Genomic DNA, 21,445 nt, shown 5'->3' with positions numbered 1-21,445 from the left:
ATAAAGGAGAAATTGATATGAAGAAATATTTCGCGTTTGTCACACTCGGTCTGCTGTTGCTCAGTATGACGGCAGCAGGTGTTGCTGTTGCCATCTCTGAGCCGGTGGTCGAGGAACCTGTACTGATAGCTGAAAAGATCGCTGCGGATGGATATTACCAAGACATGATCTACCCTGAAGCTGCAAGAGAGACCGTTCCCCTCTATGTTGATCCGGGATATTCCTATCTTACAATCAAACCTGGTGAGTCCGAGGAAGTAACTGTTGTGCTCTACAACCACGGTGAAGGGACAATCACAGTTGAGCCTTACCTTGTACCACAGTTCTACAGCGATAATATGCTTGATGAGGATTGGGTCACTATCTCACCTGCAAAAACTGAACTGGAGACCGGAGAAAAGCAGGAGTTCACTATCAAGGTATCAGTTCCTGAAGATGCTGAACTTGGCCATTACAGTGCGAACGTCTTCTTTAGCGGTCTTGTGGGAGATGTAGCTTCCCTGTATCCGGGTTACAACGGAGCACTTGAGCTTTCAGTGAATGTATGGTTGCCACCAAATGTGGAGATCTCTAATTCATACATCAGTGACCGCGTGGAAGCCGGTGCTGAGTATGAGTATAACATCAAGCTCAAGAACGTTGGTGACAAGGCAATTTACATTGATCCTGAGTTCGAGGAGATCGAGGATGAATGGTACAGATACAGTTCACAGGTCTCTCTTGATGAGAAAGATGTGACCATCACAGCACCTTCTGTTATCAAGCCAGGAGAGAAAGCTGTTGTGAAGGTAAATGTAAGGATCCCGGCTGATGTAGAAGGAAGTATCAATGGCAGGATCAACCTGAACATCGATGACAGGACCATCAATGAATGGAGCCAGAAGGTAAGCATGAACTTCGATGTCTGGCAACAACCAGATGAACCATTCACAACAACTTTCAATGCAAGAACCGATGATCCTATCACCATCAAGGTGTTCTCAATGGATTACAACTATGGTAGCAGCAGCACATCTTCTACAACACCTTCCTTTGATGTTGTATTGAAGAACACAAAAGGAGAGGTAAAGACGGTACTTGTAAGCACAAGCTACAGTGGCTCCGTAAGTCTTGGACAGCAGTATCCTGTCCCTTACAGGATGGCAATGGATGAAGCTGTCAGCAGCTATATGGAAGTTGAATCTGTGATGAGTGAGGATATGGAACAGCCTGATGTCTATCAGCAGGGTTCTACCGGATATTCAGAGACCTATCGTGTTGACGGTGGTGTCGGTAAGTGGACACTTGAGATCATGCCACATAACACAGAGAACTTTGAATATTCGATCAATATTGGTCCGACTGAATAAGACCCCGGTTCATTATACTGACGTGTGTCATGTGCTAACATGACACCCGGTACTTTTTTTAACTTCCTGTATGTTAAAATACGGAAAAGGATCGCAATATCAAGTTAAGTTGCTTGAATATTGTTTCTTTCAAAATTCTATTTTATTTTGTAAGTATCTTCCTTATTAACCAATAAAAGTTGATATCATGCAGGAAAAAATAAAGGAAATCTCGTCACGTATCCATGAATTGCGCGAGCTGTCAGAAATCAGTGTAGAAGAAATGGCAAAATATCTGAATATCCCTGTTGAAACCTATCAGCAGTATGATACAGGTGAAACTGATATCCCTGCCAGTATACTTTTTGAGATCGCACAGTTCCTGAAAGTAGATATGACACTACTTTTAACCGGCGAAGAACCACGCATGCATATTTTTACTGTTACCAGGAAGGACAAGGGTCCCACTGTTGAGAGAAGGGAAGCTTACCAGTATCAGAATCTTGGACCAAATTTCATACACAAAAAGGCAGAGACTTTCCTTGTTGAGGTTGAAGCCGGATCAACAGATGCTGAGAATTCCATGAATTCGCATCCGGGACAGGAGTTCGACTTTGTTCTTGAAGGTACCCTTAAGGTGAGGATACATGATAATGAGATCATTCTTGAGGAAGGAGATTCCATCTATTTTGATTCCAGCTATGGTCATGCAATGGAAGCCCTTGGGGATAAACCTGCAAAGTTCCTAGCTATGATCATTTGAAAAACATATAATTGAATCCAATTTAAGAATTGATCTATTAGAAATGGAAAACGGTGTAAATATGTCATCTTTTTTAGAAGAATATGTTTCACGCACGGAATTCGAATCGTATGATGACTACAAGGAGAACTTTAAGATAAAGATCCCCGAAAACTTTAATTTTGCATACGATGTGGCCGATAGGTACGCAAAGGAACAGCCTGAGAAAAGAGCCCTTGTATGGTGCAATGATGATGGTGAAGAACTAATCTATAATTTCAGGGACCTGAAATACTACAGCGATAAAGCTGCAAATCTCTTCAGAAAATATGGCATCAAGAAGGGCGATGTTGTAATGCTGACCTTGAAGGGCAGGTACGAGTTCTGGATCTGCATCCTTGCCCTGCACAAGATCGGAGCTGTCGCACTTCCTGCTACCCATATGCTAACAACCAAGGATGTAACCTACCGTATCGAGCTTGCAAAGATCAAGATGGTAGTAAGTGCTGACGATGAAGGCCTTATGGGCTACATTGATGAAGCACACAAAGGTTATGAGGATGTCCTGCTCCACAAGGCTGTCCTTAATGTTGAGAAAGAGGGTTGGATCAATTTCAAAAAGGAGCTTGAAGAAGCTTCTGAAAACTTTACTCGCCCGGAGGGCGATGAGGAAACAAATAACGATGATATTTCCCTGTTGTATTTCTCATCCGGAACAACCGGTCTGCCAAAAATGGTTCAGCATGATTTCGCCTACCCACTTGGCCACATAATCACTGCTAAGTACTGGCAGAACGTGATGGACGACGGATTACACCTTACAGTTGCAGACTCCGGCTGGGCAAAATGTGTATGGGGCAAGCTCTACGGTCAGTGGATCTGTGGCACTGCTGTCTTTGTTTATGATTATGAGCGTTTCGATGCAAAGAACATGCTTGAGATGGCAAGCAAGTATGGTGTGACAACTTTCTGTGCACCGCCTACTATCTACAGGTTCCTCATCAAAGAAGACCTTTCACAGTATGATTTCAGCAGCCTTGAGTACTGTGTGGTTGCCGGTGAGCCATTGAACCCTGAAGTGTATGAGAGGTTCCTTGAGTTCACAGGACTAAAACTTATGGAAGGTTTCGGTCAGACCGAGAGTGTGGTGACCATTGCAACCTATCCGTGGATGGAACCAAAACCGGGATCCATGGGAAGACCATCACCCGAGTACGATATCCAGCTGTTGAACCTTGACGGGAAGCTCTGTGATTCCGGTGAGGAAGGAGAGATCGTCATCAATACTTCAAAAGGCAAACCAATAGGTCTTTTTGCCGGATATCGTGCAGATGAGGAAAAGACCAGAGCTACCTGGCATGATGGATATTATTATACAGGTGACATGGCATGGAAAGATGAGGATGGCTATTTCTGGTTCATCGGAAGATCTGATGATATCATCAAAAGCTCCGGTTACAAGATAGGTCCTTTCGAGGTCGAGAGTGCACTGATCGAGCATCCTTCTGTGCTTGAATGTGCCATCACCGGTGTACCGGATCCGGTTCGTGGCCAGATCGTTAAGGCGACCATTGTTCTTGCAAAAGGGTATGAGGCAAGTGAAGAGCTTAAGAAGGAACTGCAGGAGCATGTCAAGAAAGCCACTGCACCTTACAAATATCCAAGGGCTGTGGAATTCGTGGATGAGCTTCCAAAGACCATCAGCGGTAAGATAAGACGTGTCGAGATACGTGATCACGACAAAGCAACAAACTGATAAACTTTGATTACTTCATGTCAGGAAGCTAAAGGTTTCCTGATGTATTTATTAATAAATATTAAAGATATTCTGATCTAAGAATATTGTAAGATCGATCATTTGAGATCATATTTATCCGTTCATTGAGTTGATATTATGTCTGAGAATAAGGAAAAGATGCAACCATATCCTGAGCTGAACATTATTGAATGTAAAGGATGTGAAAGATGCGTAGCTGCATGTCCTAAAGATGTACTCTTTATGAGTGAACACATTAACGAGCGCGGCTACCATTATGTTGAATACAAGGGAGAAGGATGCATAGGATGCGGAAATTGTTACTACACCTGTCCTGAGCCACTGGCTATTGCTGTGCATATCCCGATCAAGGAAGAATAAGCCAAAAATGAGGTGATATTTTATGGCTACACAATTAATAAAAGGCAACTCCGCAGTTGTCATTGGTGCTTTATATGCCGGTTGTGACTGTTATTTCGGTTATCCGATCACACCTGCAAGTGAGATCCTGCACGAGGCTTCCCAGACATTCCCGAAGCTTGGAAGGAAGTTCGTACAGGCAGAATCAGAAGAAGCTGCAATTAACATGGTATATGGTGCAGCATCTGCCGGACACAGGGTTTTGACGGCTTCATCAGGTCCTGGTATGAGCCTGAAACAGGAAGGTGTATCATACCTTGCAGGAGCAGAACTCCCATGCGTGATCGTGGACATCATGAGAGCAGGTCCGGGTCTTGGTAACATTGGTCCTGAACAGGGAGATTACACACAGGTCGTAAAGGGTGGCGGGCACGGAAACTATCGTAACATCGTCATCGCACCAAATTCCGTCCAGGAAATGTGTGATCTCACAATGAAGGCATTTGAGCTTTCAACAAAATATCGCAACCCGGTTGTAGTGCTGGCAGATGGTGTGCTTGGTCAGATGATAGAGCCACTCAAGTTCCCTGAAACTGCAGAGGAACTTGCTATTGACAAGTCGTGGGCTGTTTGCGGAACAAAAGAAACACGGGAGAACCTTGTTACATCTATCTTCCTGGACTTTGACCAGCTTGAGGATTTCAACTATAAACTTCAGGAAAAGTATGAGACCGTCAAGGAAAATGAGGTCGATTACGAGGAATACATGATGGAAGATGCATCCATTGTGCTGGTTTCATATGGTATCAGCAGCAGGATCTGCCGTTCAGCTGTGGAAGCTGCAAGAAAGGATGGCATCAAGGTAGGACTTTTCCGTCCGATAACATTGTTCCCATTCCCTGAAAATGAGCTGAAGGCCCTTGCAGATTCAGGTGATAAAACCTTCGTTTCTGTTGAGATGAGCAATGGTCAGTTGATCGATGATGTACGCCTTGCTACAGGTTGCACTAAGCCTGTAGAACTTGTGAATCGTATGGGTGGAAACCTCATTACAATGGATCAGGTCATGGATAAAATAAAAGAAATTGCTGCAAGGGAGGAATGAACATGGCAGAAAAGATCATTGGAAGACCAGCCGGAATTTATGAAGAGTTCCCACGCAAAGGCGGAGCAGCACCAACTGCAACCCACTATTGTCCGGGATGCGGACACGGTATTTTGCACAAACTGATCGGAGAGGCTATGGAAGAGCTTGAGATCCAGGACAGGAGTGTCATGATCAGCCCTGTAGGATGTGCAGTTTTTGCTTACTATTACTTTGATTGTGGAAACCTCCAGGTTGCACACGGTCGTGCACCTGCTGTAGGTACAGGTATGTCAAGGGCACAGGACAACTCTGTTGTGATCGCATACCAGGGTGATGGTGACCTTGCATCTATCGGTCTTAATGAGACCATGCAGGCAGCTAACCGTGGCGAGAAGATGGCTGTGTTCTTTGTGAACAACACTGTCTATGGGATGACCGGTGGCCAGATGGCACCAACAACACTGATCGGTGAGAAGACCGTTACGTGTCCTGATGGAAGGGACCCACGCTTTACAGGATACCCTATGCATATGTGTGAGCTGCTGGACAACCTCAAGGCCCCTGTGTTCATAGAGCGTGTTTCAGTGTCTGATATTTCACATATCAGGAAAGCAAAGAAAGCTGTCAGGAGAGCTCTTGAGGTTCAGAGGGACGGCAAAGGATATGCATTCGTTGAAGTGCTTTCCACATGTCCGACCAACCTCAGGCAAAATGCTGAACAAAGCACAGAGTTCGTCAACGAGATGATGGAGAAGGAATTCCCTCTCATGAACTTCAGGGATAATTTCGATGAGACCGAACCATTATGGCGCTCTGAGAGTGATTTCTCCAAAAAGGGTATCGATGAACTCTATAGTCTCGATAGCAGTGCATCCCCTGATGCAGTACAGGACCCTGACTTTGGCCAGGTGCTCGTAAAGATCGCCGGATTTGGCGGACAGGGTGTTTTGAGCATGGGACTTACACTTGCACGTGCAGGATGCCGTGATCAGCGCTACACTTCCTGGTATCCGTCATACGGACCGGAACAGCGAGGAGGAACTTCCAACTGTTCAGTTGTGATCTCAGGAGACTCCATTGGTTCACCTATTGTTTATGGGTCAGATGTGCTTGTAGCACTCAACCAGCCATCCCTTGAGAAATTCGCAGGGGATGTGAAGAAAGGAGGTCTCATACTCTATGATGACACCGTAGGTGAGTTCGATGCTCCTGAAGGGGTAAGAGCAATTGCAGTACCTGCTATGCAGATAGCAAAGGACGCAGGTTCAGTAAAAGCTGCAAATACGGTCATGCTCGGTGTGCTCATGGCACAGGGAGATAGCCATCTTCCGGAAAAGGTCTTTAAGGAAGCGATAGAGGATACTTTTGCAAGCAAACCAAAGCTTATCCCGATGAACCTGGATATCCTTGAAGCCGGTGCAAAATGGTCAAAAGAAAATTTTAAATAAGTTGCCGGTCATTTCCGGCTAACTTTGCTTTTTAGCGACCATGATAAGAATAGTTCACTTTTTGATAGCTTTCATCGTATTCGCTATAATAGCTGTTGCTGTAACAGCTCTGCTTTAGGAAAGGATATTTTTCTCTGTGTTTGTAGGACTCCCTGCCGGCACAATTGCAGGAGTTGTTACTTTCATTTACCTCAGGGTGAAAAGCAGAGAGCAATAAAGGTAAATTAAATGGATCGATCCTGTCCAATATGAAGGATTGATCCATTATTGAAGCTTTTAACTACATCATTTAATTAGCTAAAATCATGGTCATATGCATTTTCTCCATGTATTGCCCAGTCCAGTCCCAGACATTCATGCTCTTCTGAGACTTTGACCGGTGTTATAGTATCGATCATTTTCAGCATCATGTATGTGAATACAAATGCATAGACCGAGGTTCCTGCTACAGCGGCAAACTGGATCATGAAGAAGGTCGTTCCTCCATATATCAACCCATCAGCACCTGCCGGATTTATTGCTGTGGATGCAAAAACACCCAATAGGATCGTTCCTATGACTCCGCCCATTCCATGTACACCCCATACATCAAGAGCATCATCCCATCCAAACCTGTTCTTGATGTGAACGGCAGAGTAACATCCAATCCCTGCAAAGATCCCCATTATTGCAGCAACTGGCATTGATACGTAGCCAGCAGCAGGGGTTATTGTTGCCAGACCGGCAACAGATCCAGTCAATAATCCTACGAATTTGGGCTTGCCTTCCTTTTTCCATTCTATGATCAGCCATGTGATAGCTGCAAATGATGCAGATATATCTGTGTTTATAAATGCTAATGTTGTGATCCCATCCAGGTTAAGCTCACTTCCTGCATTGAATCCGAACCATCCAAACCAGAGTAAAGCTGTACCAATAGCAACAAGTGGAATACTATTTGGGTTTGATTTTGTATCCATCCTGGAGCCAACATAGAATACCGATGCAAGAGCTGCAAACCCTGCAGTTGCATGGACGACGATACCTCCTGCAAAATCAAGCACGCCCAATGTTGCCAATAAGCCACCACCCCATACCATATGGACGAATGGGTAGTAGACGAATATCTGCCACAATACCAGAAAGATCACATATGCTTTGAAAGTGACACGATTTACGAATGCACCGGTTATCAGAGCGGGAGTAATGATCGCAAACATCATTTGATATGAAACAAAAACGATCTCAGGGATCATTCCATTACCTGAAAATACAGAGTCCATTGTTACTCCGTTCAGGAATATCTTATCAAAGTTCCCAATGATCCCTCCCTCTCCGCCACTGAAGCATAAAGAATAGCCGATAATGAACCATAAGATCGTTGTAATTCCCAATGAAAGAAAAGTTTGCATCATTATTCCAAGAATATTCCTTTTACATGCAAGTCCACCATAAAAAAAAGCCAGTGCCGGAGTCATGAGCATGACAAGACTTGTTGAAATTAACATAAAACCTGTTGTTCCTGTGTCAAACATAATTGTTCTCCTGATCATAGTACGGTAATATGAAGCTCTCTTCCGTCTTTATATTATTTAAATTTAACTATCATTCGATTTAAAATCAAAATCAGAAGAGGTTTTAAATAAAATGGTCTTGAAAATAGTATTTTATTTATAATTTACTACTAAAAAAGGAAAATAATTATTGATCCCGGACATTAGTAACAATAAAAGCAACGATCGAATTGATCATCTCATCTGATATTTCGCCAGAACCCAGGAATTTCTATGCCCATATCCATGTTCATTCTGGTATTTGCCTGTCTGTTCCGGAAAAGGAATAACTGGGTTTCTTCCTTTTTCTGTTTCTCATTAGCATCGAGTGGGTAATTTTAACGTCCTGCAAGCAAATATTCGCAATTGTAGATCATCTTCCTGCACAATCCTTTAATTGTGAGGTGGTATTTTTATTCATTCGATTGCGATTTGTATTAGTTCTTTGAATTCCATGACGCTTGAAAGGTAGATGTAGATAAATTCAGTTACCCACTCGATGTTGAGGAGATCCCTTTTTCTTATTTTCGTTTTTTAGAGATTTTAAGCTATAATGAGATGTTTTGATTATAGTTGCCACTATGATCAATAACTCAATCAATTAAACAATCGATGAATAAATGTGGAATATCAGATCAAAAAAGTAATCCTAATGGTAAATTCACCTTCTCATCTTTAATTCACTTATCAGGTGAATGAATGAAAGTTATAAACTTACCATTAGCTTAAAATCCAATAAATTAACTCACCACGCTCAAAGGAGCTTCTTTCCGGCATCGTCTCCGGATTTACATTCGAAGACCTCGGTGATCTTCATGACCATAAGAGCTTTTGCAGGGAACTTGTCTCCCTTTGCCTTTGCGCCAGCATAGGCTTTCTCATAGTCATCACCACTTGTCTTGATCTCGACATCTCCCTTGATCTGGAAGCAGCCACCGACCTCAGGTCCCCAGACAAAGATAGATGCAACCGGGTTCTCATCCAGGTTCTGGCGGGTCTTCAGGAAATAGTTGTCTGTTATCCAGATAGTTTCATCATCTGCCAGCTGGCACATGCCGATAGGGATGACATTTGGCATTCCTGCCTTTGATGCTGTTGCAAATGGGAATATCTTTACTTTGGAAAATGCTTCCTTCATGTCTTCTGTTAGTTTGACCATCTAAATCACCATTTCTAATAAATAATAATGATCTCTTCTGAGACCTTAAAGAGAGGACACGCTACACCTTAATAAGAATTTCTTATTTGTTGCGTGGTTTTGTTATCAGAACAGCATGTCAAGGAAATACTGGTGAATTCTCATATCCTCAGTAAGCTCAGGATGGAATGCCAGTGCCAGAACATTATCCTGCTCGGCAGCAACTATCTTGTCATCAATTGATGCAAGGACCTTTACATTCTCTCCTGCCTCAAGAATAGCCGGTGCCCTGATAAAGATCGCATTGTATGGTGAATCAAGTACTGATACATCAAGTTCGATCTCGAAAGATTCGAACTGCCTTCCAAAAGAGTTCCTGTTGACCCTGATATCCATCAGTCCAAGCAGGTATTGATGCGTTTTCTCTACCTGTGAATCTCCTGACTTTGCAAGAAGGATCAGGCCTGCACAGGTACCAAGTATTGGAATACCGTTCTCTTTTGCCTGTTTGATCTCCTCGTCAATGCCTTCCCTGAGGATCAGGCGGCCAAGAGTTGTGCTTTCCCCGCCCGGGAATACAAGGCCGTCGCATGTAGGAACTATTCCTTTGTGCTTGATCGTAACTACCTCGGCAGTCTCGCCACGTTCGGCAAGTGCTCTCTCAATAGATTCCACATGTTCGGCAACATCGCCCTGAATAGCAATTACACCTATACGCATTATAAACACCGTAAAAAAAGAAAGAAAAAAAGAAGGTTACCAGCCGCGTGTCTGGAGAACCTGATCATCCGGGATAGTATCCACGCTGATTCCTTTCATGCCTGCGCCGATACCTTTTGAGATCTCTGCGAGCACTTCAGGATTGTCGTAGTTGTTAACAGCCTCAACGATAGCTTTTGCCATCAATGCAGGGTTCTCTGCCTTGAAGATACCTGATCCGACGAAAACACCGTCAGAGCCAAGTCTCATCATGAGAGCTGCATCAGCAGGAGTTGCAACACCGCCGGCTGCAAAGTTCACAACAGGAAGACGCTGCATCTCTGCGGTCTCCATGACAAGCTCAATAGGTGCTTCGATGTCTCTTGCAGCCATAATAAGCTCTTCCTTTGTCATACCCTTAAGGGTCCTGATCTCACCTTGGATCTGCTTCATGTGGCGTACAGCTTCCCTGACGTCACCGGTACCAGCTTCACCCTTTGTACGGATCATAGCTGCACCCTCGTTGATCCTTCTGAGTGCTTCACCGAGGTTACGTGCACCACATACGAAAGGAACTGTGAACTGTGTCTTATCGATATGGAAGCTTTCATCAGCAGGTGTGAGTACTTCTGACTCATCGATCATGTCAGAGCCAAGTGCCTGCAGGATCTCAGCTTCAACGAAGTGACCTATTCTTGCTTTTGCCATTACCGGAATTGTTACGGATTCAATGATGTCAGCAGTGACCTGTGGGTCTGCCATCCTTGCAACACCGCCTTCCTTCCTGATATCGGAAGGTACAGCGTGGAGTGCCATAACTGCAACAGCTCCTGCTTCTTCAGCGATCCTTGCTTCTTCAGGAGTTGTAACGTCCATAATAACGCCGCCTTTCTGCATCTTTGCAAACCCGCGCTTGATAAGTTCGGTACCATGTCGTAATTTTTCAAGTTCCATAAGATCATCCTTCTGTCGATTTAGTGTACTAAATATAGTCAATGCTTAAAAGTGTTTAGTTCGTGTCATTCCTCATACTTAATTCTTGCAACACCCACGACCTTGTCGCCGGAGCGTACATTCATTATTTTAACACCCTGTGTGTTCCTGCCCTGTGCACGTATGTCTTTCACAGGTATCCTGATAATGATCCCTTCAGAGCTGGTAACCATGACCTCATCGTCCTCATGAACGGCCTTCACATTTATGACCGGACCATTACGCAGGCTGGTTACTATGGTAATGACACCCTGACCGCCTCGTCTCATGCCACGGTATTCATCAAAGGAAGTACGTTTTCCATATCCGTTCTCAGTTATTGTGAGCAACTTGCTTTCCGGATCAACGATGTCCAGGCTTACCACAACATCATCGCCGGCAAGTTTCATACCGCGAACACCTCTTGCAGTTCTTCCCATTGAACGCACATCGTCCTCAGAGAACCTGATGGCCTTTCCATGCCTTGATACCATCAGTATTTCCTTTGATCCGTCGGTAAGTGCCACATTGACCAGATCATCACCGTCGTCAAGGTTGATAGCAATAATACCTGCCTTTCTAACGTTGCTGAAATCAGATAACTGGGTCTTCTTCACAGTCCCCAACATGGTAGCCATGAACAGGTATTTGTCATCCTCGAATTCCTTTACAGGTATCATTGCAGTAACGGATTCGTTCTCTGCAAGTTCCAGCAGGTTGACGATAGCCTTACCCTTGGATTGCCTGCTTCCCTGCGGGATGCTGTAGACCTTTAGCCAGTGTACCCTTCCACGGTTCGTGAAGAACATCAGGTAATTATGAGTGGATGACACGAAGATATCCTCAACGAAATCCTCTTCCTTGGTCTCCATACCAATGATGCCTTTTCCACCCCTGTGCTGCTGGGTGTAAGTGTCCACTGGCATCCTCTTGATATAACCGCTATTTGTGATAGTTACAACAACATCTTCCACAGGGATAAGGTCCTCGTCCTCGATCTCAACGTGGGAACCTGTGATCTTTGACCTGCGTTCATCTGCGAACTTGTCACGGATCTCCTGCAACTCTTCCTTAATGATGGTGTATTTCCTTTCATCACTGGCGATGATATCCTTCAGGTCACCGATGAGCTTGATAAGTTCTGTGTGTTCATCCTCGATCTTCTGCCTTTCCAGTCCTGTCAGACGCTGCAGGCGCATATCAAGGATAGCTTTTGCCTGTATCTCATCCAGTCCGAACTTGTTCATCAGACCGTTCCTTGCTTCCTCTACGGTCTTTGAACTGCGAATAAGTTCGATGACCTCATCAATATGATCAAGTGCGATCATCAGGCCTTTGAGTATGTGTGCCTTCTCCTCAGCTTTTCTCAGGTCGAACTGGCAGCGTTTGAGGATAACTTCGATCCTGTGTTCCAGATATATCTGAAGTATTTCCTTGAGAGTCAGTTCCCTTGGAATGCCGTCCACCAGTGCAAGATTAATGATGCCAAATGTAGTCTGCATCTGGGTGTGCTTGTAAAGCTGGTTCAGGATCACTTCAGGATTAGTGTTCCTTGTAAGTTCGATAGCAACACGGATACCGTCCCTGTCAGACTCATCACGAAGATCTGAAATACCGACTATTTTTTTATCTCTCACAAGTGAGGCAATGTTCTCGATAAGTTTGGCTTTATTGACCTGATAAGGTAGTTCCGTTACGACAATACGGTTCTTATCGTTCTTCATCTCCTCGATCTTGGTAACTGCACGCAGTTTTATGGGACCACGTCCGGTCTCATATGCAGACCTGATACCCTGGGTCCCGAGAATTGTAGCGCCTGTTGGGAAATCCGGTCCTTTGACTATTTCCATGAGCTCCGGGATCGTAGTCTCCGGCTCATCAATAAGTTTCAATGTGGCATCGATCACTTCACCAAGGTTGTGAGGTGCCATATTAGTAGCCATTCCGACTGCAATACCGGTAGAGCCGTTAATAAGAAGGTTAGGTAGCTTTGCAGGTAGTACGGAAGGCTCCTTGAGGGAACCATCGTAGTTCGGCTTGTAATCTACGGTTTCCTTATCGATGTCTGAGAGCATCTCATTCGAGATACGGTCCATGCGGACCTCAGTGTATCGCATTGCTGCTGCTGAATCACCATCAATAGAACCGAAGTTACCCTGACCGTCAATGAGTGGATACCTTAGGGAAAAGTCCTGTACCATTCTCACAAGGGAATCATAAACTGCAGTATCACCATGCGGGTGGTATTTACCAAGAACGTCTCCCACTACACGGGCGGACTTCTTGTAGGCCTTGTCAGATGTGATTCCCGCTTCCTTCATGGAATACAGGATACGTCTGTGTACAGGCTTGAGACCGTCACGTGCGTCGGGTAATGCCCTTCCCACAATAACGCTCATTGCATAATCGATATACGAGTTCTTCATCTCGTCCTGTATAAGCACCGGTACGATCCTTTCGCCTGTATCGGTAGGCCGGATGTCCAGAGGTGCTTCATCTTCTGGCTGTACATCTGTAGGATCATTGTTCATATTATCTGCCATCTTATCTCACCTCACACATCCAGATTGACAACTTCCTTTGCATGCTTCTGTATGAACGCTTTACGCGGTGCAACCTCATCTCCCATGAGGATCGAGAATACCTCATCAGCAGCTACTGCATCTTCCATGCTTACCTGCAATAATGTCCTTGTCTCAGGATTCATTGTGGTTTCCCATAGCTGTTCAGGATTCATTTCACCAAGACCCTTGTATCTCTGGATGCTGGTTCCTTTTTCACCGATCTCTTCAAGCTTTGCTGCCAGTTCCCTGTCAGAATAGACATAATGTTCAGCTTTCCCTTTCTTTATACGATAAAGAGGAGGCTGGGCAATGTAAACATAACCGGCATCGATAAGCGGTGTCATGTACCTGAAGAAGAAAGTAAGTATGAGGGTTCGTATGTGTGCACCATCAACATCAGCATCGGTCATAATGATGACTTTGTGATAACGTGCTTTATCCAGGTTGTAATCCTCTCCGATACTTGTACCCATTGCAGTGATCAGGGAGAGCACTTCGTTGTTCTTCAGTACCTTTGCAAGACGTGCTTTCTCAACATTGATGATCTTACCCCTGAATGGCAGGATCGCCTGGAACTTACGGTCACGTCCCTGTTTTGCTGAACCGCCTGCAGAATCTCCTTCAACAAGATATACTTCACTTACTGTGGGGTCCTTCTCAGAACAGTCTGCCAGCTTTCCGGGAAGTGTGCTCACTTCAAGGGCGCTCTTCCTTCGGGTAAGTTCACGTGCTTTCTTGGCAGCTTCCCTTGCACGCCTGGCATCCAGTGCTTTCTGGAAGATGATAGCTGCTACCTTTGGGTTCTCTTCCATGTACTCTGAAAGTCCTTCTGAGACCATGGAGTCTACGATACCCTTAAGCTCACTGTTGCCAAGCTTTGTCTTTGTCTGCCCTTCGAACTGTGGTTCTGTGAGCTTCACGCTGATAATGGCTGCAAGCCCTTCACGAATATCCTCGCCTGAGAGCTTCTCATCGCCTTTTACCACATTGTTCTTCTTGATATAGTCATTAGCAACACGTGTGAGTGCTGTCTTGAATCCAACAAGGTGGGTTCCACCTTCATGTGTGTTAATATTGTTAGCGAAAGAGTAGACGTATTCTCCATAACTGTCAGTGTACTGCATGGAGATCTCGACGATTGTCCCTTCTTTTTCGCGTTCGAAATAGATAGGCTCTTTGTGAAGCGGGGTTCTGCTCATGTTAAGATGCTCGACAAAGGAGATAATGCCCCCTTCATACTCAAAGACATCCTGTTCCATTTCCTCCGGCCTTGAATCCGTTATGCTGATACGGAGACCCTTGTTGAGAAATGCGAGTTCCCGAAGCCTTGTGACAAGGGTGCTGTAAACGAACTCGGTCGTTTCAAAGATCGCACTATCGGGCATGAAAGTGCTCTTTGTTCCAGTACCTTCTGCATCTCCGATAACAGATACATCAGAAACAGGTTTTCCATGCTCATAACGCTGATAGTATAATTTGCCGTCACGTTTTACTTCAACTTCCAGCCATTCGGAAAGAGCGTTCACCACGGATACACCGACACCATGGAGACCACCTGATACCTTGTAGCTGCTCTTGTCGAATTTTCCTCCTGCATGCAGGACCGTGAGCACGACCTCAAGAGCTGATTTCTTGTATTTCGGATGAGTGCCTACCGGTATTCCACGACCATTGTCCACAACGGTAACAGAACCGTCTGTATTGATGGATACGTCTATTGAATCACAGTATCCTGCAAGTGCTTCGTCTATACTGTTATCGACGATCTCGTACACGAGGTGATGAAGTCCTCTGGTGTCTACACTTCCGATATACATGCTGGGTCGTTTGCGTACTGCTTCCAACCCTTCAAGGACCTGAATGTGTGTTGCATCGTAATCTTGCCTGTCACTCATCGCGATTTTCTCCATGTGATGTGGCTTTTAGCTCTTAAATAAAATCATTTATCCTGTAAATGATATTTGTAGATAATAAGTCAGTCTGAATTAATTTAGTTTCAATTTACCGATATTGATTTTCATCTAAATAATTTGCTCGTACTATGCATTACATGTATATAAAGGTATGATTAACAATCAGGTTTATTTATGCGCCAAATTTGCTTAAATATCGGATATGTCGGGATACGGGCAATACCGATATAAACGATCAGATAATATCGGATATGTGTAATTATGACCAATACCGATACTTCCTTGATCAGAAAAGATGTCCTATTACGCATCGAAGAAAAATACGACCTTCTAAATTCTATGCGTCCGCTTTCAGCAGACGTTCTCGATAGATTGCATGATGAAATGAAGATCATGCATACATACCATTCGAATGCTATAGAAGGCAATACTCTGACGCTTTCAGAGACAAAACTTGTTCTGGAAGAAGGTATTACAATTGGTGGGAAATCACTAAGAGAACACCTGGAAGCAAGTAATAATGCCAGGGCTTTTGATCTGATAGAAGAACTTGCAAAGGACAAAAAGCCGATAGATCACATATTGGTCCAGCAGATACATGAGATCGTGACAAAGAACATACTGGAAGATGCAGGAAAATATAGAACAAAGAACGTAAGGATCACAGGTGCCACAAAAACTTCTCCGGATTGGTCCAAAATTGTTAAAATGCTGGATGTGCTTTTCGAGAAAGTAAATTCAGCTAAAAGCGATCCTATTGAAACAAGTGCCATATTGCACCACGGTTTTGTTGAAATTCATCCTTTCATTGATGGCAATGGAAGAGTTGCAAGATTGATCACAAATCTGTATCTGATGGGAAATAACTATCCACCAATCGTTCTAAAAAAAGAAGACCGCCTAAAATATTACAAAGCTTTAAGGTCAGCTGACTCCGGAAACCTGAAACCTTTTGCAAATTTTGTTGCACAAGCTGTGGATGCAGGCTTAAGCTCATACCTTTCCGTGTATGGAGGAAAAGATGAATTAATTCCTCTAAGGGAATTGATAGTCCAAACCCCTTATTCTCAGGAGTATCTAAGTTTAAGAGCAAGACAGGGAATACTGGATGCTGTTAAAATAGGGAATGTCTGGTATAGCTCCCAGAACTCTATTAAAAAGTACATGCTGAAGCATGCTCAGAAAAGTAAGAAGGAACTGAAATAACACTAATAAGCTCATTAAGAGGACTTTAACCCGTTTGCTGGAGGGTCTCAGTATCTGCCAGACTCCAGACTACCTCACCATTGAATTTGTAATTGATCGGCTCTATCGGACGTGGGGATTTTAAGAGCCATCCTTTTATGTTCTTGGAATAGTTCTCTTCCGGACTCAAATGACGGCGATGGTCAAGCTTGAAATGAAAATCGGATTCGTACTCCATACATTCAATGAGGTTCACAGTTCCGATTATCATTCCTGTGGGCAGGTCATCAAGCTGCTCAAGAGGAACATCATAGTTTTCGTTCACCCATTTCAAGTCCTTTTTCCGAATAGGCGCTCTGCTTGCATAGATAGCGATCGTTCCCCGGACAGAAGTATTCTTCGAACGTATGTCTATATTTTTTAGCCCATGTATTACCAGTGATGCCCATGGCTGCCTTATCGCAAGGACATGTATCTTCGGATATGGCAATGCATGTTCATCTCCCAGGTCGACACCGCATTCGAAAAGCGTGGTCTGCTGATGTGTAGTGGGTAAGAAACGATCAAAATAAGTTGGTTCTTTTGGAACAACATCGACCTGCCATGTTTTGTCCAATTTAATGTTTGAGCTTGTGGATGTTGAATTTAGAACCATCTTTTCACCGTATCTATGTTATAAAAGCTACATTTATTATTTGTAGATTTGATCCAGAGTTAACTTATTATTTGGCAATATTTGTATTATTATCCTTCTACTACTCTTTTTTATATTTATTTTTTGTTAATTTCCCTAAAGTGAAAACGTAAGTTTCCTGTTACTCGCATGGATATATCAATAAAGTTTAAACACCTGTTAGACAAAAACGATCATCCACTTGTGTTTGTGGTACAAACATATACAGGAGACTTGTTATTATCAAGATTGTAAATGGTCAAGCAGGTTTAGAGAAGAGGATTTCTACAGAGCCGTTTTTACGATTATTCTTATTTCCATTGCCTCTTTTTCAATAGTTAGCTATATTTACATGGATGCAATTTACAGTACAAGAATAGCTTATATACTAACAGGCTTATCAAAAGCGTCATAAAGCGCTATACATATCATTTTGATAACTTTGTAAGGTGAATATATGTCATTAGAAAACCCAAGAACACATTATACCTCACAGATCGATCCGGAAAAGATCGGTGATGAGAAGGTCACCGTCTGCGGATGGGTACATGAAGTAAGAGACCTTGGCGGTATCTGCTTTGTGGTTGTCCGTGACCGCGAAGGAAAGGCACAAATCACACTTGTCAAGAAGAAGATCGACAAGGAGATCTTCGACGCTGCAAGAAAACTGGTGCGTGAGTCCGTAGTGGCTGTGACAGGTTCTGCAAAGCCGGAAGGCAAGGCTCCAAACGGCTATGAGATCATTCCTGAAGAGATCGTTGTCCTCAACGAGGCTGAATCACCACTTCCAATGGATACCACCGGAAAGGTCGATGCTGAACTTGACACACGTCTTGATTCCAGGTTCATTGACCTAAGGCGTGAAAAGACCACAGCGATCTTCAAGATACGCCATGAGGTCCTTCGTGCAGTGAGGAATTTCCTGTCAGACGAAGGTTTTATCGAGACATCAAGCCCGAAGGTCGTGGCAACAGCTACCGAGGGTGGTACATCCCTTTTCCCTATCACATACTTTGACAGGGAAGCATTCCTGAACCAGAGCCCACAGCTCTTCAAGCAGATCCTGATGTCCGGCGGACTTGACAGGGTCTTCGAGATCGGTCCTATCTTCAGGGCAGAGGAACACGATACCCGCAGGCATCTTAATGAAGCTACCTCCATCGATATTGAGGCAAGTTTCGTCGATCACTTTGATGTCATGGAGATCCTTGAGAACATGATCGCTTACGTCTATGAGCAGGTTATCGAGAATGAGTCAGCTTCCCTTGAGAACCTTGGTATTGAACTTGAGGTTCCAAAGACACCTTTCATGAAGGTGCCATACAGTGAAGCTATTGACATCGTCAATGCTAAGGGTGAGGAAATGATCGAATGGGGTGGAGATCTTGGAACAGTTGCAGAGCACACCATTGGTGAGCATGTGTTCGAGGAAACCGGAGAATCACACTATTTCATTACTGACTGGCCAACCGAGATCAAGCCGTTCTATGCTATGCCTTATGAGAACGACCCATTGATATCCAAGTCATTCGATATGATGCACAGGACAATGGAGCTTTCCTCCGGTGCCCAGCGTGTACACCTGCATGACATGCTTAAGGAAAGGATCGAATCACAGGGACTTAATCCTGATGGTTTTGAGTTCTACCTGCGTGCATTCAAATACGGTATGCCACCACACTCCGGATGGGGTGTCGGTTGTGAGCGTCTTGTAATGACAATGCTCGGTGTTGAGAATATTCGCGATACTGTTCTGTTCCCAAGGGACAGGAGGCGACTGTCACCTTAAGGGTGGCAGTTCCTATCATTTATTTTCCGGCAGAAGGGAATGAAAATGAAAGAAAGAAATGCAAATGCATCAAGTGCTGAGAAGCAGGCAGCAGGTATTGCAGCTGCTGATCTTGTGAAAGATGGCATGGTGATCGGTCTTGGAACCGGCTCCACTACGGCTTTTGCTATTGCAGAGGTTGGCAGACGTGTAAGAGAGGAAGGTCTGGATGTTCTTGCAGTTGTTACATCCTATCAGGCCGAAATGCTTGCTATTGAAGCAGGTGTGCCACTTACAAGCCTTGCAGAGCACCCTGTGCTCGACCTTGCCATCGATGGTGCAGACCAGGTCGATGCTAACCTTAATGTGATCAAGGGAGGCGGTGCAGCACACACTCGTGAGAAGGTCGTGGCCCATTCAGCAAAACGCTTTGTTGTGGTCGCTGATGATTCCAAGATGAGTGAAAAGCTTGAGCACTTCGTGCCTGTAGAGGTACTTCCATACGCAAGGGACCTTGTAAAACAGCAGGTTATCGAGCTTGGCGGTACTCCTCAGATAAGACTTGCATCCCGCAAGGACGGACCGGTAATTTCTGACAATGGTAATGTCATCATGGATGTCGAATTCGGCACCATTGAGAACCCGGCAGAACTTTCACAGAAGTTATCCATGTGCGTGGGTGTTGTAGAGCACGGTATTTTCCTTAACACAGACGAGGTCTATGTTGGCAGGAAAGACGGCTCTGTTGAGATAATCAAGTGATCGTTTTTTAGAATTTCCAATGCATGGTTCCTTAATACCAATCCGGAACCTGCATTATACCTTTTTGTAATTTTTATATTTAATTTCATAATTAAATTTGAATATTTGTAACAAAAAAAATAGTATTACTGTCTGAAAATCCATTGTATTTTCAATTTAAATCCCCAGTTTAACAGTTTTTACTTTTTCTCGTAGAGAAATATAGATTTAATCAAACCCTTTTAACCCCCATTTCTTTCAATGATTCTTCCATGTTATATATCTCATCCATATTCTCGGCTAAGAGTATAACGGCAAAATCGCCGGACAACGGCAATGTATCGCAGTTAAAAGGAAATACGGAATTTAATTTTTTGCCGTCATAAAGTACTGGTTTAATACGTTCTGTAAGCTCAAGAAATGAGCATGCTGCTGTCTTGATTTTTATAAATTTCCAGTATGGAATGGGGGAAATCAATTCTTCAATGTTATCTACGATCATGCTCACATAAGAGGAAGCGTTAAAACGAGCGTTATTTTCAACAGGAAATATACCATCATCCGATACAATATAATCGATACCGACTACACCCCGATATCCGAATTCAGCCATATTGTTTACAATTTTTGCAGATGTTTTTGTAATGTAATTTAAAATGTCTGGTGAAGTTTTTGCTCCTTTGAGAGTACCAATGTGTACCATACCTCTTTCGCATATTTGATCCCGCATACCAAGAGAGTTTATATTTCCATCTCTGTTGATTACCCACTGATCAGTCGGAGAAGAAAAAACGTTCAGAAAAGGCTCAATGATAATAGATTTTTCACCGCTAACTGCAATTTCGTGATATATTTCAGAAATATCATTGCCTTTGGTTTTATATAACGACATACCGGCTTCACCCAAAGTACCGCGAATAATAACAGTTTTGCAGGTTGACAGATATCCGTTAATAATGTTTTTCATCTCTATACAATTTTTATTGTTTTCAGGATGCATTTCAAATAAAGTACCTTCAACAACAGACACGCCTAATTGTCGACATACGGTCTTAAAAGCTGACTTATCATTATATTTTAGTGTTGCAGTTTCAGTTGCTCCGAAAAGATCAGATCCAAGAGCATTTGCAGCTTCAGTTTCCATGCGCCCTGAAAACCATGGCACATATACAGGTTTTTTCCCGATCTGCCGGATAATTTTTTTAACTGGTTCCGGATCATTAACAATAAGTTCCGAGAGAGTCATCTCTCTTGAATGAGCATTATATTCAACAACATGATCTGATCCAAGACCATGAGAGCGCAGCCATTTATGGTACTCGTGGTCCAGCTTTCCGCGTAGAACTACCAGATCATCCCGGCGTGCTACCGGAAGTGCTCTGTCACATTTTGAATTAACAGATGCATCACGGCGCGGGAACTGTGAAAAATTATCTGCTCCGTAAATTATTAACTCATTGTCATTATTAGAGATACATTTCCTGAGTGATTGATAGCCATACATATCTGTTCCCTTTTTTTAGATTAATTGTTTCAATT

General features: G+C 43.7%; 17 protein-coding genes. 9 read left to right on the top strand and 8 right to left on the bottom strand.

The features are described from left to right. Window positions 1-17: 17 nt before the first annotated feature. The 6 genes from BMX02_RS06090 to BMX02_RS06065 all read left to right on the top strand — a co-directional run bounded on the left by BMX02_RS06090 (window position 18) and on the right by BMX02_RS06065 (window position 6,721). On the top strand, window positions 18-1,349 hold the full coding sequence (locus tag BMX02_RS06090) for a COG1470 family protein (RefSeq protein WP_091689804.1): 1,332 nt from the start codon (window positions 18-20) through the stop codon (window positions 1,347-1,349). Window positions 1,350-1,536: 187 nt separating this feature from the next. Beyond that, window positions 1,537-2,091, top strand: coding sequence for a helix-turn-helix domain-containing protein (locus tag BMX02_RS06085; protein WP_091689803.1), 555 nt, complete (start codon window positions 1,537-1,539; stop codon window positions 2,089-2,091). Window positions 2,092-2,152: 61 nt separating this feature from the next. Beyond that, complete coding sequence (locus BMX02_RS06080) at window positions 2,153-3,826, top strand: AMP-binding protein (RefSeq protein WP_091689932.1); 1,674 nt, start codon at window positions 2,153-2,155, stop codon at window positions 3,824-3,826. A gap of 138 nt (window positions 3,827-3,964) precedes the next feature. After that, window positions 3,965-4,207 (top strand): 4Fe-4S dicluster domain-containing protein, encoded by a 243-nt coding sequence (locus BMX02_RS06075; protein WP_091689802.1) that lies wholly within the window; start codon window positions 3,965-3,967, stop codon window positions 4,205-4,207. A gap of 22 nt (window positions 4,208-4,229) precedes the next feature. Beyond that, entirely contained in the window at window positions 4,230-5,291 is a 1,062-nt protein-coding gene (locus BMX02_RS06070; protein WP_091689801.1) for a 3-methyl-2-oxobutanoate dehydrogenase subunit VorB, read from the top strand. A 2-nt stretch (window positions 5,292-5,293) separates the two neighbouring features. Beyond that, window positions 5,294-6,721 (top strand): 2-oxoacid:acceptor oxidoreductase family protein, encoded by a 1,428-nt coding sequence (locus BMX02_RS06065; protein WP_091689800.1) that lies wholly within the window; start codon window positions 5,294-5,296, stop codon window positions 6,719-6,721. 293 nt (window positions 6,722-7,014) lie between these two features. Here BMX02_RS06065 and BMX02_RS06060 read toward each other — a convergent pair whose 3' ends face one another. The 6 genes from BMX02_RS06060 to gyrB all read right to left on the bottom strand — a co-directional run bounded on the left by BMX02_RS06060 (window position 7,015) and on the right by gyrB (window position 15,521). Continuing rightward, on the bottom strand, window positions 7,015-8,235 hold the full coding sequence (locus BMX02_RS06060) for an ammonium transporter (protein ID WP_177165255.1): 1,221 nt from the start codon (window positions 8,233-8,235) through the stop codon (window positions 7,015-7,017). A gap of 772 nt (window positions 8,236-9,007) precedes the next feature. Continuing rightward, entirely contained in the window at window positions 9,008-9,412 is a 405-nt protein-coding gene (locus BMX02_RS06055; RefSeq protein ID WP_091689799.1) for a pyridoxamine 5'-phosphate oxidase family protein, read from the bottom strand. A 105-nt stretch (window positions 9,413-9,517) separates the two neighbouring features. Continuing rightward, window positions 9,518-10,111 carry a pyridoxal 5'-phosphate synthase glutaminase subunit PdxT gene (gene pdxT / locus BMX02_RS06050; protein WP_091689798.1) on the bottom strand — a complete coding sequence of 198 codons (594 nt, stop codon included), beginning with the start codon at window positions 10,109-10,111 and terminating at the stop codon, window positions 9,518-9,520. Window positions 10,112-10,147: 36 nt separating this feature from the next. Next, on the bottom strand, window positions 10,148-11,044 hold the full coding sequence (gene pdxS, locus BMX02_RS06045; RefSeq protein WP_091689797.1) for a pyridoxal 5'-phosphate synthase lyase subunit PdxS: 897 nt from the start codon (window positions 11,042-11,044) through the stop codon (window positions 10,148-10,150). Between the two features lie 65 nt (window positions 11,045-11,109). Then, on the bottom strand, window positions 11,110-13,605 hold the full coding sequence (gyrA, locus tag BMX02_RS06040) for a DNA gyrase subunit A (protein WP_091689796.1): 2,496 nt from the start codon (window positions 13,603-13,605) through the stop codon (window positions 11,110-11,112). Window positions 13,606-13,616: 11 nt separating this feature from the next. Further along, a complete protein-coding gene (gene gyrB, locus BMX02_RS06035) occupies window positions 13,617-15,521 on the bottom strand; it encodes a DNA topoisomerase (ATP-hydrolyzing) subunit B (RefSeq protein WP_091689795.1) in 1,905 nt (634 codons plus the stop codon). Window positions 15,522-15,800: 279 nt separating this feature from the next. On the opposite strand from gyrB, the gene BMX02_RS06030 reads away from it, so the two are divergent. Next, window positions 15,801-16,745: a Fic family protein gene (locus BMX02_RS06030; RefSeq protein WP_091689794.1), complete on the top strand. Its 945-nt coding sequence runs from the start codon at window positions 15,801-15,803 to the stop codon at window positions 16,743-16,745. Between the two features lie 25 nt (window positions 16,746-16,770). On the opposite strand, the gene BMX02_RS06025 is transcribed toward BMX02_RS06030, so the two are convergent. Next, window positions 16,771-17,379: an ASCH domain-containing protein gene (locus BMX02_RS06025; protein ID WP_091689793.1), complete on the bottom strand. Its 609-nt coding sequence runs from the start codon at window positions 17,377-17,379 to the stop codon at window positions 16,771-16,773. A gap of 475 nt (window positions 17,380-17,854) precedes the next feature. Here BMX02_RS06025 and aspS point away from each other — a divergent pair, with 475 nt between their 5' ends. Beyond that, window positions 17,855-19,186 (top strand): aspartate--tRNA(Asn) ligase, encoded by a 1,332-nt coding sequence (gene aspS / locus BMX02_RS06020; protein ID WP_091689792.1) that lies wholly within the window; start codon window positions 17,855-17,857, stop codon window positions 19,184-19,186. Between the two features lie 45 nt (window positions 19,187-19,231). Then, window positions 19,232-19,927 (top strand): ribose 5-phosphate isomerase A, encoded by a 696-nt coding sequence (rpiA, locus tag BMX02_RS06015; protein WP_091689791.1) that lies wholly within the window; start codon window positions 19,232-19,234, stop codon window positions 19,925-19,927. A 211-nt stretch (window positions 19,928-20,138) separates the two neighbouring features. On the opposite strand, the gene BMX02_RS06010 is transcribed toward rpiA, so the two are convergent. Next, window positions 20,139-21,410 (bottom strand): hypothetical protein, encoded by a 1,272-nt coding sequence (locus tag BMX02_RS06010; protein ID WP_091689790.1) that lies wholly within the window; start codon window positions 21,408-21,410, stop codon window positions 20,139-20,141. Between the last annotated feature and the right edge of the window lie 35 nt (window positions 21,411-21,445).

Origin of the sequence: Methanococcoides vulcani, from assembly GCF_900111645.1 — an archaeon.
Lineage (GTDB): Archaea > Halobacteriota > Methanosarcinia > Methanosarcinales > Methanosarcinaceae > Methanococcoides > Methanococcoides vulcani.
Note: the sequence above shows the minus strand (reverse complement) of the source record. Positions and strands in the feature narration are given on the sequence as shown.